The following is a 17,147-nucleotide window of genomic DNA, read 5'->3' on the forward strand; positions in this document are numbered from 1 at the left end:
ATCGTCAAGAGAATTTCTACAAAAAAACCGTTCGGGCTCGTTTTCCCAAACGGTTTTTGCTCTTTCTTTACCCCGTAATCGTCGTAGTCGAAGTCGGAACGTAGCTGACAATTTCCAGCACCACGACTGTATCCTCAGAAATGCTTTCCCCTGTAGGCACGGTAATGGCAAGACTCCCTACTCCTGTTGCTCCTGGTGTATATACGGAAAGGCCGCTCATTTGCAAAACGCCATTGATGAACACGTTGTAGTAGCTGTTGTTCGCATCCAAGGTAGGCAGAGTGGTTGCCGCGTTTCCATCGTCCTGGAGAAAATCAGCTGCGTCGATGCTCAACGTCGTCGGACCAGTAGTCAAAGCGGGAACCTGATAAAACAGACGAGTCGCCGTCGGTACTACATTTGTGACAGTGGTAGCCCCTACGACAATTTTCATGATTTCAAGTGCCATGTGAAACTCTCCTCCTTTCCCTCATCCATACTGTATTGTATGAGGACTTGCTGAAAGCGTGTGGACAAGTGCCGCTGATGCAGCTCCTATTTTTTCAGCACAAAACGATTCGGTGTTGGTCGCTCACGGATTAGGCAAAAGAATCTTTACAAATTGCAGCATAATCATGACTCCGGACTGAGGTACATCCGTTGTCTTGAGAAGCAAAAGTCCCCTCCTCACTTCATACAGAATGGGAGGCTGGAGCATGCCATTGACAAAAAGATTCATATAGGACACTTGCTGCGGATCGAGAATGAGTGAAGACTGGTATTCAATCAGACGGTCGTGGTCCGTAAAATAACGGGTACTGCCACTTGCCAAAGCACAGTAATAGTACACTTCGGTTTGCAGGAATTGGCCTTGATTGTTGCCTGGAAAAATATCGGGACAGCCTGATGGCACAAGTAGCTTCCGTCTCGCTGAGGCTGCATCTCGTATGTGCATATCCTCCCCCTGCTCACTGTCATTTTCTTTAGAATATGTTTTTGTTTACAGAATGGCATGGTTCTTCACCTACCAGGTACATGCAAAAAAACCGCTCGGGCAGCTACTCCCAAACGGTTTCCATCCTCTTTCTCTATACCAATCCATTCTTTTATGCGCGCTTGACCAGTCGCTGTACGATTTTGGCAACAGCGTCTGCTGCACGGCGAGCTTCTTCCACGGTATTCGTGATACCAAAGCTAAAGCGAATGGCAGAGTGCGAGACGCTGTCCTCCAGATGCATGGCTTTCAAAACATGGGACAGCTCGAGCGAGCCAGACGTACATGCAGATCCACTCGATGCAGCGATATGAACCAAATCCAGGTTCATCAGCATCGTCTCTGTATGTACGCCGACAAAGCTGACATTGAAAACATGCGGCATGACCATTTCGGGGTGACCATTGACCTGGTAAGCAATCCCCGCTTCCTTCCAAACCGCCTGCATTTCTTCTTTCATTCGCTTGTATTTGGAGACGCGGTCGTCCATTTCCTCTTCGGTCACCTTTGTAGCTTCTGCAAATCCGACGATTCCCGCGAGGTTTTCTGTCCCTGCTCGCCGTTTCCGCTCTTGGGAGCCTCCATGCAGGATCGGTTCGATCGGAACTTTTTTCGCCAGATACAGCGCTCCTACTCCCTTGGGTCCATTGATCTTATGGGCAGACACAGAGAGCATATCCACAGGGAGCTGCCGCACGCGAATAGGCAGTACCCCAAAGGCTTGTACAGCATCGGTATGAAAAAGAATGCCTTTTTCACGCAAAAACGTACCGATCTCCTCAATCGGTTGAATCGTGCCTACCTCGTTGTTGCCGTACATGATGGATACGAGCACAGTATCCGGTCGAACAGCCTCCTTCAGATCAGCCAATCGCACGGAACCTGTCTCATCCACCGGAAGATACGTCACCTCGAAGCCTTCCTGCTCCAAGTATTCGCACGCATGCAAAACGGCGTGATGCTCAATTTGGGAGGTGATGATATGACGGCCGCGTTCCCGCTGTGCCATCGCTCCTCCGATAATCGCCAGGTTATCTGCTTCTGTCCCGCTGCCAGTAAAGATGAGTGACTGGGGATCGGCATCCATGAAAGCAGCAATCTGATCCCTCGCCTGCTCCAAAGCTTTGCGTGCTTCTCTACCGAAGCCATGAACGCTGGACGGATTGCCAAACACTTGCGTCAAGTATGGGGTCATAGCCTCCAATACCCGTGGATGCACCGGGGTAGTGGCGGCGTGATCAAAGTACATCATGTCAGACACGGGTGTCACCTTCTGCTCATTAATCATTTGACGATAGGTCAAATGTAAAACATGTAGCTGTCCGAACGACCGTCATCCTCAAACGTAATCAGGTCTTGCAGGGAAGTCGAATCGAGTACAGCGGAAATGCTGTCGCGAATGCGCAGCCACAGGTAGCGTTTTGCTGGATCTTCCTCTTCCGCGAACTCTACAGGACTAATCGGACCTTCCAGCACACGGATAATATCGCCAGCCGAAATTTCTTCTGGCTGCTTGGCAAGGACATATCCACCGTAAGCACCGCGAATACTTTTTACTAGTCCAGCATTGCGCAGTGGCGCGATCAATTGCTCCAAATAATGCTCTGACAAATCATGGCGCTGGGCGATGCTGCGCAAGGAAGTCGGCCCTTCACCGTTACGGTTGGCCAGCTCCATCATAATCGTGAGCCCATAACGCCCTTTCGTAGAAATCTTCACGTAACAATCTCTCCTCTATACAAATCTTTTCCCCCGCCAGCCCCTACATGACTTGGGCGTGTCGGGACAAACTAGCATCCATGGGGGTGAAGTCACATGGCGACAAATAAGGGTTCAGAACGCGGGAAGAACCACCCGTCCAATACCTTGTACGATCAGCCGGCAGGAACCATCGCTCACAAAGCCCGCTACGGTGCCACCGAGCAGAGCAAGCAGCCGAATGAAAATGGCGATCTGCCAAATAAGCCAGGCGGAGATGTCCGTACCTGACGAAAAGCTCTCCCTCTATTCGGGGGAGTTTTTTTGTGGCAATCCCCGGTCATCCAGTTTTTTTCGCTCTTCCTGAAATCGTTTGATATGCCTTTCGTAGCCATGGTCTTTTGGCAGGTAAAACGAATAGTTCACACCATCTGGCAAATATTGCTGCGGGACATACCCATATGGGTAATCATGCGGGTACTTGTAGCCTTTTCCATGCCCCAGCTTGGCAGCACCCTTGTAGGCCGCGTCGCGCAAATGGATCGGGACTGCCTTGTGACCATCGTTTCTGATCCGGTCCAAGGCTGCATTGATTCCATTGTATGCGGCATTGCTTTTCGGAGCTGTAGCCAGGTAGGTCGTCGCTTGTGCCAGTGGGATCCGTCCTTCCGGCATGCCAACCAATTCCACTGCTTGAAAACAGGCGGTAGCGACTGCGATGGCTTGCGGATCGGCATTGCCAATGTCCTCCGAAGCAGAAATGACAAGCCTGCGGGAAATAAAGCGCGGATCCTCTCCCGCATCGATCATTCGTGCAAGCCAATACAAGGCTGCGTCCGGATCAGAGCCGCGGATGGATTTGATGAAAGCGGAGATCGTATCGTAGTGGTTGTCTCCGCTCTTGTCATAACGAACAGCTCTTCGCTGGATAGACTCTACCGCGACATCCAGGGTAATCGTCACACGCCCGTCGGAACCTGCAGGCGTCGTGGTAACAGCCAGCTCCAAGGCATTCAACAATCTCCTGGCATCGCCTTCTGCGTAATGGATCAAATGCTCAGAAGCTTCTGGTGTCAGAGAGACCCGAAGCTCTCCCAGTCCGTTTACTTCATCCGTTAACGCTCTCTCCATCACTTGACCCAATTCTTCGTGCGTCAACGACTGTAGTGAAAAAATCTGGGAGCGGGACAGCAAGGCCGGATTCACCTCAAAAAAAGGATTCTCCGTGGTCGCTCCAATCAAAATAATCGTCCCTTCTTCTACATAAGGCAGAAGAGCGTCCTGCTGGGATTTGTTGAAGCGATGGATCTCGTCGACAAACAACGTGGTTCGCTGATTGTCCATGACAAGCCTCTCTTTGGCTGCTTCCACCACTTTCCGGATGTCTGCGACGCCAGCCGTGACCGCATTCAATTCTGAAAAATGGGACCGCGTCGACCTCGCAATGACTTTGGCTAAAGTGGTTTTCCCCGTTCCAGGCGGTCCGTAAAAGATCAGCGAGGATACTTGGTCGGCTTCAATCGCACGTCGCAATAGTTTACCTGGAGCGAGAATGTGAGACTGCCCGATGACCTCTTGAATCGATTGGGGGCGCATGCGGGCAGCCAATGGCTTTTGTTTGCCTCCACCCTGCTGGTCGTAGGCAAACGTGAAAAGATCATCCATAGGTCACTATCCTTTTATCGGCTGCCAGTCCAACAGATCACGCACAACGACACTTGCCAGAATCAATCCAGCTACGGAAGGGACAAAGGCGTTGCTTGCTGGAGGCTGCCGCACTTTGCTAATGGGTGAATCCGGATTGGAAACGATTTGTTCACGTACATCTGAGCGGACGGTCACCGGAATCTCACGGGAATAGACCACTTTTACCCCTTTGTAGATCCCAGCCTTGCGCAGCTCACGACGAATCACCTTGGCGATCGGATCGTAGCTCGTTTGAGAGATATCGGCTACCTCGAAACGGGTTGGATCCATTTTGTTGGCCGCTCCCATGCTGGAGATAATGGGAATGTTGCGTCGTTTCGCTTCTTTGATCAAATAAAGCTTCGCGGACATGGTATCCATGGCATCTACGATGTAATCCACTTCATGCGCGAAAAATTCATCGGCGGTCTCCGCTGTAAAGAACATGTTCAAGGTAACGACCTCGCACTCCGGATTAATCGCGGCGATTCGTTCCTTCATCAGCTCCGCCTTTTTTTGCCCGACGGTATTTAGTGTAGCATGAATCTGACGGTTGATGTTTGTAATATCCACGACATCCTTGTCAACCATTACAAGCTTGCCTACGCCTGTGCGGGCCAATGCCTCAACCGTGAATGATCCCACTCCGCCTATACCTAATACCGCAACGCGGCTATTTTTCATTTTTTCCAAACCTTCGGGACCGAAGGCCAATTCACAACGAGAAAATTGATGGAGCATCTTCTTGTCACCTTTCATTTCATCCGCGAAATTATAATCCATCGGAAAAGTAGGATTCCAGCGAAAAAAGGAGCCCCATTATGCCGTGTAGCTCCTTAGTTTTGAACCTGCTCATCGCAGGTGGGTGTCTTGCCCAACCATTACAGACGTCCACTCGATGGAGGCATGCCTTTACAGTTGCGGACGAAAAACTCCCTAAACAAACTTTGTGGCTCAAAACTATCGGATTTCACGTACATCTCAGGGCTTCTTTTTAGTATTACCACTGTATCAAATCGTCATGCGGTTGTGCAAGTCGCTTACGCTTCTACCTTTTCTTCTACAGTCGTTGCGATATGCAGATCGGACAGCTGTCTTGGTGCTACGACATCTGGTGCGTTTACCATCAGGTCGGTTGCACTCGCTGTTTTCGGGAACGCGATTACTTCACGCAGGTTCGTACGTCCAGCCAGCAGCATAATCAAGCGGTCCAGACCAAGGGCGATACCGCCATGTGGTGGTGTGCCGTAATCGAAAGCATCGAGCAGGAATCCAAATTGCTCACGAGCTTCTTCTTGTGTAAAGCCGAGCGCTTTGAACATTTTCTCTTGGACATCGCGCTTGAAGATCCGCATGGAACCGCCGCCAAGCTCATAGCCGTTGAGTACCATGTCGTATGCCTGTGCACGGATTTGACCTGGATCCGTGTCGAACAGGTGCAGGTCTTCGTCTTTTGGACGTGTGAACGGATGGTGCAGCGCCACGTAGCGTTTTGCTTCTTCATCCCATTCAACCAGCGGGAAGTCTACGACCCACAGGAAAGCAAATTTGCTGTGGTCGATGAGGCCAAGTTCTGCACCCAGCTTGGAGCGCAGAGCGCCCAGCGCATCTGCAACCACTTTTGGTTTGTCTGCTACGAACAGGAGCAAGTCGCCATCTTCTGCAGACAGGCGTTTTTTCAGCTCCGCGATCTCTTCTTCTTTAAAGAACTTCGCGATTGGACCTTTTACTTCGCCGCCTTGGAAGCCGATGTAAGCCAAGCCTTTTGCACCATAGCGGTTCGCGAATTTTTGCAGGTCGTCTGCTTCTTTGCGGGAATAATGACCGCAGCCTTTTGCGTTGATCGCTTTTACCTGACCGCCGCCTGCAACGACACTTGCAAATACTTTAAAGTCGCTGGATGCCACGAGGTCAGATACATCTGTCAGCTCCATACCAAAACGTACGTCCGGCTTGTCGGAGCCATAGCGTCCCATCGCTTCTGCATAAGTCAGGCGCGGGAATGGGGTTGGGATGTCTACACCAAGCGTTGCTTTGAATACGTGAGCCACCATCTCTTCCATCATCGGCAAAATTTCCTCCATCGACAGGAAAGAGGTCTCGATGTCCACTTGCGTAAATTCCGGTTGACGGTCAGCTCGCAGGTCTTCGTCACGGAAGCAACGGGCGATCTGATAGTAACGCTCCAGACCGGATACCATCAACAGCTGCTTGAACAGCTGAGGAGATTGAGGCAATGCGTAGAATTCTCCTGGATGCACACGAGATGGCACCAGGTAGTCGCGAGCGCCCTCTGGAGTGCTCTTATTCAGGATCGGAGTTTCAACCTCTAAGAAACCGTTGTTGTCGAGGTAATCGCGGAACGCTTTCGCTGCTTTGCTGCGCAGATACAGGGAGCGCTGCATTTCGGGACGACGAAGGTCCAGATAGCGGTATTTCAGGCGAACCTGCTCATCTACATCGATCTCATCCTCGATTTGGAACGGAGGCGTTTTCGCTTCGTTCAAGATTTGGATGTCAGAGATATGGACCTCGATTTCACCTGTTTGCAGTTTCGGGTTGATCGCTTCCGGTGCACGGTTCACGACGGTTCCTTTTACGACCAGTACGTATTCGCTGCGGACCTTGTCGGCCAGCTCCCATGCGCCTTTGTGGTGCTCAGGGTTGAATACGATTTGCACGATCCCTGTACGGTCACGGAAGTCGATGAAAATAACTCCGCCGAGGTCGCGGCGTTTTTGTACCCAGCCATTCAGGACAATTTCCTGTCCTACGTGTTCTTTTGTTACTTCTCCGCAATGTACGGTGCGATATTGCCATGACATGTTGGTAATCCCCCACTCAATTTCTAGTTTGTATGGTGTAATGTAGCGTTCAGCACGGAAACGAGCTCTTCCCGCTTGACTTCCTGCTGTTCACCCGTTGCCATCTCTTTGAGCACGACTGTGCCGTTTGCCAGCTCTGACTCGCCGATGATCGCCGTAAAACGTGCGGACAAACGATCAGCTTGCTTCAGCTGTGCCTTCATTTTGCGATCCAGGTAATCGAGCTCAGCGGCGATTCCAGCTTGACGCAGCTGGTCGACGAGGACGAAGCCCTGCGTTTTTGCCTCAGGAGACTGTACGACGACGAAGCAATCGATGCCACCTGTGATCGGCAGCTGTACGCCTTGCTTTTCCAGTGCCAGGAGCAAGCGCTCGATACTGAGTGCAAAGCCGATTCCCGGCATGTCATCTCCACCCAGCTCTGCCACCAGTCCGTTGTAGCGTCCTCCACCGCACAAGGTTTCTACCGCACCGATTTCCGCCATTTTGATTTCAAAAGCGGTCAGCGTGTAGTAGTCCAATCCGCGCACCAGACGTGGGTTCACGTGATACGGAATATCCAGTGCTGTCAGGTAGCCTTTCACGGCTTCAAAATGCGCGGCAGACTCCTCACTCAGGTAGTCGAGAATCGACGGAGCATCTTTCGTCAGCGATTTGCACTTCTCGTTTTTGCAATCGAGAACGCGCAGTGGATTGCGGTCGATCCGGGATTGGCAGTCTTCGCAAAGCTCTGTGCGCACGCCATTTAGATGTGCCAGCAGATGCTCGCGATGACGAGCGCGATCTTCCAGCGTTCCTACGCTGTTCAGCTCTACGCTGAGCCCAGTCAGTCCCAGCTCCTGATACAAGCGGATCGCAAGTCCAATCACCTCAGCGTCAATCGCCGGATCGCTGGAGCCGATCGCCTCTGCACCAAACTGTACGAACTGACGGTAGCGACCTGCTTGCGGACGCTCGTGACGGAACATCGGGCCGAGGTAGTACAGCTTGGTCGGCTGATTCGGCACACCGTACAGTTTGTTTTCGACATAAGAGCGGACGACGCCAGCTGTTCCTTCTGGACGGAGCGTCAGCGCATCGGTACTGCGCGGATTTGCCACGCTGTACATTTCTTTTTCCACGATGTCAGTCGTCTCACCCACTCCGCGCTGGAAAAGCTCAGTGCTTTCAAACAGCGGTGTGCGGATCTCCTGATAGTTGGAACGCCGGCACAAATCGCGGGCTTTTGCCTCCACGTAGTGCCACAGCTCTACGGTACCGGGCATGATGTCCTGCGTACCGCGAGGAATTTGAATACGCGTCATTCGAATGAACCCCCAATAGAATTAAGAAAATAAAAAAGCCCCTCGTCCTTGACCTGTAGCGCAAACTACAAGTCAGGGACGAGAGACTGGTTTTACTCCCGTGGTGCCACCCTGTTTGAGCGACTCTCTTCAAACGAAAAGTCACTCCACTTCATGAGCCGGTAACGTCGGCATACGCCTGCCAGTTACTGAGGAAGCTGCTGCTTCAACCGTTCACTGCGGTCTTCAGGGATGTCATTTTCCAAGTCGTTATACAAAAGCACTCTCAGCCACGGTGCTTTCTCTCTGGATATCCGTCTCTTGGATACTTGTTCCCGTCATTAGATCGTTGTCTTGTTTCAAAAGCTTATTGTGAATCATAGCAAACCTGCCAACACGCGTCAACAGGCACTTTGTAAAACTTTTTTTATTAACGATTCATCGTTTTACAGATACTGGATTACCGGAATAAATGTCGTCCAGATCTCGCAGCTTGTTTTCTACGAGGGTGCGGTACGTGTCATTGTACGTTTTCGGATCCTTCGGGTTCGGCCAACGCGTAAGCTTGCCGCTCCCTGGGGCCATCAGTTTGGACACCGCGCCACATCCGAGTCCAAGAATGGTCTGCACCTCTTCCATGATCATGATGTTATATATGCTTTCCTGACCTGGTTTGGAATACCCGACATTCTCCAGATTGCCCAAAATGTTTTTCTGGCGATACAGGTAGTATGGATCATAACCGTTCGCCGCAGTCCATTCTGACGCCATTTCCATCATTTTGCTAATCTCGTCCCGGCTGGCGACTTTATAGCGTTCCTTATTCTGCGTCATTTCAGAAGCTCGTTTAAAAGACAAGGTATGGACCGTAAGCGATGCAGGCATCAGCTTTTCAACCTCTCGCAGGCTGTGTGCCAGCTCTGCTACCCCTTCGTTCGGCAGCCCGATAATCAAGTCCATGTTGATGTTCGTAAGCCCCATCTCCATAGCGAGGTGATACTTTTCGATGGTCTCTTCCACCGTATGATGCCGCCCGATGGCGTTCAGCGTTTCCTGAGTGAAGGACTGCGGATTGATGCTGATGCGGTCAACCTCCCACCGCTTCATCACATCCAGCTTCTCACGCGTGATCGTATCCGGTCTTCCTGCTTCTACGGTCAGTTCTCTGACGCCATCCATGTGAGGGAGGGAGCGATACATCGTGTCGAAGAGCTGATCCATATCCTCCGCCGTAATGCTCGTCGGCGTGCCTCCCCCGAAGTAGATTGAAGTAATCCGTTGATCGTTTTTCGCAAGCCATTTTCCAAGCTGCTCGATCTCGTAGTGAAGCCCTTCGAGAAACGGATTTACCGATGCGGTATGGCTGCGAATGGCGTAGGCAGGAAACGTACAGTACGCGCATTTCGTCGGACAAAAAGGAATGCCAATGTAGACGGACAGCTCCTGATCGATTTGATAGAGGTCAGGCACCACCTGCAGCTGTCTGTCAACGATGTCCTGCAGCAGTGACAGCTTGTACGGGCGCAGGATCACTTCCTCCTGCAGGCGCTTATGCGCTTCCTCTCGACCAATACCCGCCACGTTCATCTGATGCAGCAGCTTGGTCGGACGGATGCCCGTCAAAATGCCCCAGCCTTGTTCCATTCCTGTGTATTCTTCCAGCATCAACAGCAACGCGTAGCAAAGTGCCTGCTTCGCTGTCTTGCGCATCGCCTTTTCTTCAAGAGACACATAGCTTCGATTGACCTGATGCTCGATTCGCCGAGCACCATCAAACAGCTCGCCACAAGCCACTACGCCGTCTTCTTTCACTGTCAATGCAAGCTTTAGCTTGAGATCAGACTCATCTGTCCACTCACTGACAAAAGAGAGCTGCGGATCTTCGTAAAACAAAGCGAGAATCAGCGAGAGCTCACGCTCGAACGCGTGACCTACGCATGTAATCTGAATCATAGGTTCACCTGCTTTTCAGTATGCCACTCCTCATCTTAGCTGACCGAAAGGAAGACGGTCAACCATCCAAGTGGCACCACCTGCAAGCAATCTCGGCCTTTATTTCCTTTTTCTGCGCAAATGCTGCAGGTCTCTTACACTCGCTTGAAACTCTCTGGACATTTCCACATCGTTTATCGTCGATTCTTTTTCCAAAAAATCGTGAAAATCTGCTGAAAAAAGCTTGCGGTTCAAATCTTGTGTAAAGGTTTCCTTTTCTGACTGTCTCACTGTCTTCCATTCCTCCTGATACACGATGCAGTCGTCACTCTCCCTAAGTATTGCCGATCCTTAGGAAAATCAACCCGGGATTGACATGAGGAAGTTTGTCGGAAGTTGCAGGAAAAAAGGCGATATAAGGCGAAATAGATACCTTTGCCAAAAAGATACCAGAAATATGGGGTTGACAATCGTAATTCAGCTAGAAAGGATGTCAAAAAAGTGTTTCGTCAAAAATTCCTGAGGTCGCTCCTGACTTTTCTATGTGCCGTTTCCCTCCCAGTCACAACAGCTTGGGCCGCCGGTTCTGTTCAGGTCTCCGTGGACAAGCTCAATGTCCGTTCAGGTCCTAGCCTCCAGGATTCCATCATCACTACTTTGCCTGTCAAAACCGTGTTACCCGTTCTTTCTACCAAAAACGACTGGATTCAAGTAAAGCTGCCGAACGGCCAAAGTGGATGGGTCGCAAATTACCTCGTTACCCAGCAGCAGACCCCTGCCTCCGTCGCACAAATTGAAAGTACGGCAGACAAGCTTAACGTCCGCTCTGGCCCTGGACAGACCTATTCTGTCATTCAGACGATCGATCCTGGGACTCGTTATAGCATCGTTCAAAAAAATGGCGACTGGATTCAGATTCAACTCTCCGGTCAAACCAAAGGCTGGGTCGCCTCCTGGCTGGTCAAGGAAATTAACAGTGGCGGACAGACCAGCACGAAGCCTTCTCCTGAATCTCCGCCTGCAGCCAATACGGGAACTACGCCCCCAGCAAAGCCTGGTGCGGTGCAGGGAGCAAGCCTGACTCTTGAATTTGCTCCGTACGTCTATGCGACCCCAGATGCCAGCACACCTGCGATCGGCCAGCTGCATGCCGGTGAAAGCATCACCGTGCTTACTCAGCAGAACGGCTGGATTCAATTCCCGTATGACGGTGTGAATGCCTGGATCTCCACTGACGAAAACTCACTGCCCACTCTGCCAAATACGGGCACTGGCAGTGGAACAGGAGCGGGAAACACAAGCGTAACCACTCCACCTGTAACGCAGCCTACATCACCTGCCAAACAGACTGTGAGAGTCAATACAGATGGCCTAAACCTGCGCAGCCAGGCAAACACGACAAGCGCTATTCAGGGCACGCTCGCAATAGGCAGCACCTTGACCGTTTTGGAAAAGCAAGGTGAGTGGTATCGCGTCCAGGCACCAGACGGAAAGACAGGATGGGTCGCAGGCTGGCTGGTGACTGTTTCCCAGCCAACAGCGCCGACGCCGAGTGGTCCCTATGTCACTATTATTAACCCGGATACAAATGTCCGCTCTGGTCCTGGTACCGAGCACGAGGTCATTTCCCATGTACAAACGGGGGAAAAATACGCGATCATCAACAAAGCGGGGGACTGGTTCCAGGTCACGCTCAGCAACGGCTCGACTGGCTACATCGCCGGATGGCTCGTATCCGCTAGCGGGGCTCCCGCAGTGATCAAATCCAATGAATTGGTTGGAAAAGTGATCGTCGTAGATGCCGGACACGGCGGAAATGACAACGGTGCTACAGGTGCTAGCTTTTCGACTTTGGAGAAAACAGTGAATCTGCAGGTGGCCCTTTTGCTGCGCTACAAGCTCGAGGCAGCCGGTGCCACAGTCATCATGACTCGCCCCGATGATCGCAAGCTGACCTTGCAGCAGCGAGTCGATGTGGCGGTCACCAATCGCGCTGATATTTTCGTCAGCATTCATCACAATACGCATCCGAATACAGCTACAAACGGCTCGATCGTCTTCTTCTACAACCAGGGCAACTCCAGCAAGCTGGCTTCCCTCGTGCAAAATGAGCTTGTCAAGGCAACCAGCTACAAAGACCTGCAGTCCCGTTTTGGCGACTATTTCGTCCTGCGGGAGAATCCGGTGACAGCGATTCTGGCAGAGATCGGCTTCCTCTCCAACTACAACGAGGAAATTCGTGTACGCTCCGAGAAGCAGCAGGACCTGGCTGCAGAGGGCTTGTACAAAGGGATCCTCCAGTACTTCTCCTCGCAAAATACGCAGGGCAGCTAGTATTTCCCCGAATAAACAAAAAAGGAACCCTCTGCGAAGACGGGTTCCCTTTCGTTTACGAACGCGGACTTCCGCGTTCTTTTTTATTGCTGTTCTCTTTTGGTGGCGTTCATCGCTCTCTTTGGTTACGGCTCCGAATCCTTTTTACTCCGCTACCTCTGCGACAGCTTGTACGTATTTCTCGTACCATTTGGCCCATTCCTCTTTACGGGAGTCGATGGTTTTGCCATCCAGCAAAGCGATAATCACATCCAGACAGACATGCCATCCAGCGAGATCCCGCGGCGTATGGTCGGTGATCCTTGTGATCTTTTCAATCAAAACAAGCTGACAGCCTTCTGGCTGAGGATAGAGCTCAAATCGGACTATATCCTCAGCCCATGTGTACTCGAGTACGGATTGTGTCTGAAGTTCGAGGATCTTCATCTCTTCAAAGGTGCCGTTTCCCATGTCAAACTTGATGACGCCCCCCTCGCGAAGATCATCCACAGATAGCTCCGAAAACCATTTCGCCAGCTTGTCGTTTTCCGTGAGTAGCGCCCACACCTTCTCGACGGAATGCTTGATGTTCCGTTCAAAACGAGCGATATAAACATTCTCCACTTTTTGCATGAAAGCTAACAAGGATATCTCCTCCTGTCTGGCTTAGGACTCAACAATCAGTGTAACAGGTCCGTCATTTCGCAAGCGAACATCCATCATCGCACCAAAGCGTCCTGTTTCGACCTGCAGACCTTTTTCCCGCAGCTTGGCGTTGAACAGCTCGTACAACGGCTCTGCATGGTCTGGTCTTGCCGCAGCCATGAAATTGGGGCGTCTGCCTTTGCGGCAATCGCCGTACAGCGTGAATTGCGAAACAGACAAGATTTGTCCGCCCGTCTCGAGGACAGAATGATTCATTTTGCCTTCCTCGTCTTCAAAGATACGCAGGTTGGCAATTTTATCGGCGACGAACTCTACTTCCTTTTCGCCATCCTCGTGGGTAATTCCTACAAGCAGCATCAAGCCGTGATCAATCTGTCCCACTATCTCTCCTGCTACTGTTACACTCGCTTCCCGTGTTCGTTGTACCACTACTCTCATTCTTCTTCCATTCCCTTCTCTATCACGTCGGTTCGCACAATCTGAAAACAAGAACACCCAATCCGCGAAGGATCAGGTGCTCAAAATCCGGCGAACCGAATAAATATCTTTGATACGCTTAATGCGTTCTACCACTTTCTGTAGATGATCCACATTGCTGATGGAAATCGTCATGTGGATGGTGGCTACCCGGTTTTTATCGGCTTTGCCACTTACGGCGGCAATATTGGTCTTGGTTTCCGCTACTACCTGCAGAACATCGTTTAAAAGACCGCTTCGATCATTGCCCGTGATTTCAATTTCCACGTTGAAGTTGTGCTTAAAGTCCGTGTCCCATTCGACATCGATCAATCGTTCGGAGCATTCATCAGCCAAGACATTGGGACAGTCCAGCCTGTGCACGGAAACCCCGCGGCCTCTCGTAATGAAACCGATGATCTGATCACCTGGGACCGGCGTACAGCAACGGGAAATACGCACAAGCAAATTGTCTACACCGCGCACCTTGACACCAGACTCGCTTTTGGTATGCTGCGGGTTCGGCTTGTATTCAGGAATGACTGGATTTTGTTCTTCTCGCTCCCGACGAAGCTTGTCGACCAAGCGTGTCACGATCTGAGAAGCCGTAATCCCGCCATAGCCCACGGCGGCAAACATATCCTCGGCTCCCTGGAAATTAAAACGGGCAGCCGCTTCCTTCAGATTGCTTTCCGTCATCGCATCTTTAATATCAAAATTGCGGGCTTTCACCTCAGCCTCGACCATCTGCTGGCCCTTGGCTACGTTTTCTTCCCGCTTCTCTTTTTTGAACCATTGTTTGATCTTGTTGCGAGCATGAGCGGACTTCGCCATTTTCAGCCAATCCTGGCTAGGACCGTAAGAGTGCTTGGAGGTTAAAATCTCAATGATGTCGCCTGTCTTCATCGCGTAGTCGAGTGGCACGATCTTGCCATTTACTTTGGCGCCAATCGTTCGATTCCCGACTGCCGAGTGAATCCGGTAAGAGAAGTCCAATGGCACGGAGCCTTTGGGCAGCTCGACGACGTCTCCTTTTGGCGTAAAAACAAAAACGGTATCGGAGAACAGATCCTGCTTGAGACTTTCCATGAATTCCTGAGCGTTTGGCGCTTCCTCAGACCCGCCTTCGATCATCTCACGCAGATTTCCCAGCTTTTCCGCGAAGGATCCCTGAACGACGCTCTTGCCTTCCTTGTACGCCCAGTGCGCAGCAATCCCGATCTCAGCCGTTTGATGCATATCCCATGTGCGAATTTGCACTTCCAACGGCTCGCCTTTTGGTCCGATTACCGTCGTATGCAGGGACTGATACATATTGGTTTTCGGCATAGCAATATAGTCCTTGAAACGACCTGGCATCGGTTTCCACAAGGTGTGAACAATACCGAGCACGGCGTAACAGTCGCGAATGTCATTCACGATGATCCGCAAAGCCAGCAGGTCATAAATCTCGTTGAACTGCTTGTTCTGCCTGGTCATCTTTTTATAAATGCTGTAAATATGTTTTGGTCTTCCCGAAATTTCCGCCTCGATATTCAGCTCGCCCAGCTTTTCCCGGATGGTGTCTGATGCTTCGTTGAGATAAGCTTCACGCTCTACCCGCTTTTTCTGCATCAGATTAACGATCCGGTAGTACTGCTGCGGATTTAGATAGCGAAGTGCTGTATCCTCCAGCTCCCATTTGACGGAGGCGATCCCGAGACGATGTGCCAGCGGTGCAAAGATCTCGAGTGTCTCATCGGAAATCTCCCGCTGTTTCTCCTCCGACATATGCCGCAGCGTTCGCATATTGTGCAGGCGGTCTGCAAGCTTGATCATAATGACCCGAATATCCTGAGCCATAGCAATTAGCATCTTGCGGTGGTTTTCCGCGAGCTGCTCTTCTTTGGATTTGTATTTAATTTTTTCCAGCTTGGTAACGCCATCTACCAGAAGCGCCACATCCGGCCCGAACTGCTCCCGGAGGTAATCAAGCGTGATCTCCGTGTCTTCCACCACATCGTGCAAGAAGCCTGCTGCAATCGTAACCGCATCCATATGCAAGTTTGCCAGGATGCCTGCGACCGCAATCGGGTGCATGATGTAAGGAACACCTGATTTTCGCACCTGACCTTCATGGGCTTTCTCGGCCAGCTGATAGGCTCTGGTTATCAGATCTAAATCCGCTTGAGATAAATATGTGCTCGCTTTTTTTACTACCTCATCAATGCCGGTAATCATAGTTCCCTTCCCTTATCCTCTCATTAGAAAACTTGGCTATGCCAAGCCTCGGGCGTAGCCTTAGTTGCACTTATACTGGATAGGAAACTTATCCATCCCTATCTATACAAGAAATCCTCTAGTAAGGCCTCCACAAGGATGAATGACCACGTTGTAGAGGAAGGATATACCGCAGCCATGCCTGAAGCGAATGCTGAGGTACGAAAATCAGGCAGTTGGTACCACTACTAGTATTAGCCTGCCAGACAAGCATCGCCAGGAAACGATAGTATAAAAAAAAAGTCCTGCGAAGCCGGTTCACAAAATCGGTCATGCGTTAGGATGGAAAATGAGAATCATGTCTATTTCATACTATTATCTTGTAAGTCGTTCGTATTGTAAAGCCGTATTCCCCTGTAAAGTATGAACAGTATTAGAAAATTAGAAAACTTGGCTGTGCGGGGCTTTTTGGCATAGCCTTTGCCGCACTTATACTGGATAAGAATCCCTTCATTCTTGGGCACTCTTTCCTTTGAGGATATTAAATCCTTCTCTATAAAACAAAAAACGGGCAATTTGCCCGTTCTTGCTTGCTCCTCCTTAGTATTGCACCAAGGATTTCACAGGGATATCTCCTATTTTTTTGCGTCCATCCAAGTAGGACAGCTCGATAAAGAATGCAGCACCTACGACTTTTCCGCCCAGCTGTTCCACCAGCTTGATGGTCGATTCGATCGTACCGCCAGTCGCCAAAAGGTCGTCAGCGATCAGCACGCGTTGGCCAGGCTGGATGGCATCTACGTGAACAGCCAATGCGTCTTTCCCGTATTCTAGGTCATACTCTGCCTTGATGGACTCGTATGGCAGCTTGCCGGATTTGCGGATCGGCACAAAACCGATGCTCATTTCATAGGAGAGCGGTGCACCCACTACGAAGCCACGCGCTTCCGGTCCTGCAATGACCTCAGCATCCACTTCACGAGCAAATTCCGCCAGATCCTGGATGGCAGAGCGATAAGCCGGGCCGTCTTTCAGCAAGGTAGTAATATCTTTAAAACGGATCCCAGGCTGGGGAAAATCGGGAATAACGCGAATGTACTGTTTATAATCCATGAA

At 50.9% G+C, this 17,147-nt stretch carries 16 protein-coding genes, 1 other RNA gene and 1 other annotated feature; of the genes, 2 read left to right on the top strand and 15 right to left on the bottom strand.

Annotated features, from left to right (window positions below):
• Positions 1 to 67: 67 nt before the first annotated feature.
• From EDM55_RS03530 to cymR, 4 genes are all read right to left on the bottom strand, one after another.
• Entirely contained in the window at positions 68 to 448 is a 381-nt protein-coding gene (locus EDM55_RS03530) for a DUF4183 domain-containing protein (protein ID WP_122959634.1), read from the bottom strand.
• A gap of 123 nt (positions 449 to 571) precedes the next feature.
• Positions 572 to 934 (bottom strand): DUF4183 domain-containing protein, encoded by a 363-nt coding sequence (locus EDM55_RS03535; RefSeq protein ID WP_122959635.1) that lies wholly within the window; start codon positions 932 to 934, stop codon positions 572 to 574.
• Positions 935 to 1,085: 151 nt separating this feature from the next.
• The gene (locus EDM55_RS03540; protein ID WP_122959636.1) at positions 1,086 to 2,234 is read right to left on the bottom strand and encodes a cysteine desulfurase family protein; all 1,149 of its coding nucleotides are present in this window, start codon (positions 2,232 to 2,234) and stop codon (positions 1,086 to 1,088) included.
• Between the two features lie 38 nt (positions 2,235 to 2,272).
• The gene (gene cymR / locus EDM55_RS03545) at positions 2,273 to 2,692 is read right to left on the bottom strand and encodes a cysteine metabolism transcriptional regulator CymR (RefSeq protein ID WP_092269424.1); all 420 of its coding nucleotides are present in this window, start codon (positions 2,690 to 2,692) and stop codon (positions 2,273 to 2,275) included.
• 96 nt (positions 2,693 to 2,788) lie between these two features.
• Between cymR and EDM55_RS30140 the strand changes: the two genes are divergently transcribed.
• Positions 2,789 to 2,962, top strand: a complete 174-nt coding sequence (locus EDM55_RS30140; protein WP_170184422.1) for a hypothetical protein — start codon at positions 2,789 to 2,791, stop codon at positions 2,960 to 2,962.
• Between the two features lie 15 nt (positions 2,963 to 2,977).
• Here EDM55_RS30140 and EDM55_RS03550 read toward each other — a convergent pair whose 3' ends face one another.
• The 7 genes from EDM55_RS03550 to EDM55_RS30145 form a co-directional block, all read right to left on the bottom strand.
• Positions 2,978 to 4,336 carry an AAA family ATPase gene (locus EDM55_RS03550; protein WP_092269427.1) on the bottom strand — a complete coding sequence of 453 codons (1,359 nt, stop codon included), beginning with the start codon at positions 4,334 to 4,336 and terminating at the stop codon, positions 2,978 to 2,980.
• A 6-nt stretch (positions 4,337 to 4,342) separates the two neighbouring features.
• Positions 4,343 to 5,098 carry a tRNA threonylcarbamoyladenosine dehydratase gene (locus EDM55_RS03555; RefSeq protein ID WP_122925601.1) on the bottom strand — a complete coding sequence of 252 codons (756 nt, stop codon included), beginning with the start codon at positions 5,096 to 5,098 and terminating at the stop codon, positions 4,343 to 4,345.
• 68 nt (positions 5,099 to 5,166) lie between these two features.
• A non-coding RNA gene (gene ssrS / locus EDM55_RS03560) (6S RNA) lies at positions 5,167 to 5,348 on the bottom strand.
• A gap of 49 nt (positions 5,349 to 5,397) precedes the next feature.
• The gene (aspS, locus tag EDM55_RS03565) at positions 5,398 to 7,182 is read right to left on the bottom strand and encodes an aspartate--tRNA ligase (RefSeq protein WP_092269430.1); all 1,785 of its coding nucleotides are present in this window, start codon (positions 7,180 to 7,182) and stop codon (positions 5,398 to 5,400) included.
• A gap of 23 nt (positions 7,183 to 7,205) precedes the next feature.
• Positions 7,206 to 8,486 (bottom strand): histidine--tRNA ligase, encoded by a 1,281-nt coding sequence (hisS, locus tag EDM55_RS03570; RefSeq protein WP_092269433.1) that lies wholly within the window; start codon positions 8,484 to 8,486, stop codon positions 7,206 to 7,208.
• Between the two features lie 71 nt (positions 8,487 to 8,557).
• Positions 8,558 to 8,816, bottom strand: a binding site (T-box leader).
• A gap of 87 nt (positions 8,817 to 8,903) precedes the next feature.
• Complete coding sequence (locus tag EDM55_RS03575; RefSeq protein ID WP_092269436.1) at positions 8,904 to 10,418, bottom strand: coproporphyrinogen III oxidase; 1,515 nt, start codon at positions 10,416 to 10,418, stop codon at positions 8,904 to 8,906.
• Positions 10,419 to 10,517: 99 nt separating this feature from the next.
• Positions 10,518 to 10,688, bottom strand: coding sequence for a hypothetical protein (locus tag EDM55_RS30145; RefSeq protein ID WP_170184421.1), 171 nt, complete (start codon positions 10,686 to 10,688; stop codon positions 10,518 to 10,520).
• A gap of 210 nt (positions 10,689 to 10,898) precedes the next feature.
• Between EDM55_RS30145 and EDM55_RS03580 the strand changes: the two genes are divergently transcribed.
• Positions 10,899 to 12,731: an N-acetylmuramoyl-L-alanine amidase family protein gene (locus tag EDM55_RS03580; RefSeq protein WP_122959637.1), complete on the top strand. Its 1,833-nt coding sequence runs from the start codon at positions 10,899 to 10,901 to the stop codon at positions 12,729 to 12,731.
• 144 nt (positions 12,732 to 12,875) lie between these two features.
• Here EDM55_RS03580 and EDM55_RS03585 read toward each other — a convergent pair whose 3' ends face one another.
• The 4 genes from EDM55_RS03585 to EDM55_RS03605 all read right to left on the bottom strand — a co-directional run bounded on the left by EDM55_RS03585 (position 12,876) and on the right by EDM55_RS03605 (position 17,144).
• The gene (locus tag EDM55_RS03585; protein ID WP_122959638.1) at positions 12,876 to 13,355 is read right to left on the bottom strand and encodes an SRPBCC family protein; all 480 of its coding nucleotides are present in this window, start codon (positions 13,353 to 13,355) and stop codon (positions 12,876 to 12,878) included.
• Positions 13,356 to 13,376: 21 nt separating this feature from the next.
• Positions 13,377 to 13,814 (bottom strand): D-aminoacyl-tRNA deacylase, encoded by a 438-nt coding sequence (gene dtd, locus EDM55_RS03590; RefSeq protein ID WP_092269442.1) that lies wholly within the window; start codon positions 13,812 to 13,814, stop codon positions 13,377 to 13,379.
• 72 nt (positions 13,815 to 13,886) lie between these two features.
• Complete coding sequence (locus tag EDM55_RS03595; protein WP_122959639.1) at positions 13,887 to 16,052, bottom strand: RelA/SpoT family protein; 2,166 nt, start codon at positions 16,050 to 16,052, stop codon at positions 13,887 to 13,889.
• Between the two features lie 579 nt (positions 16,053 to 16,631).
• Positions 16,632 to 17,144 carry an adenine phosphoribosyltransferase gene (locus tag EDM55_RS03605; protein ID WP_092269448.1) on the bottom strand — a complete coding sequence of 171 codons (513 nt, stop codon included), beginning with the start codon at positions 17,142 to 17,144 and terminating at the stop codon, positions 16,632 to 16,634.
• Between the last annotated feature and the right edge of the window lie 3 nt (positions 17,145 to 17,147).

Source organism: Brevibacillus centrosporus, assembly GCF_003710815.1.
GTDB lineage: Bacteria > Bacillota > Bacilli > Brevibacillales > Brevibacillaceae > Brevibacillus > Brevibacillus centrosporus.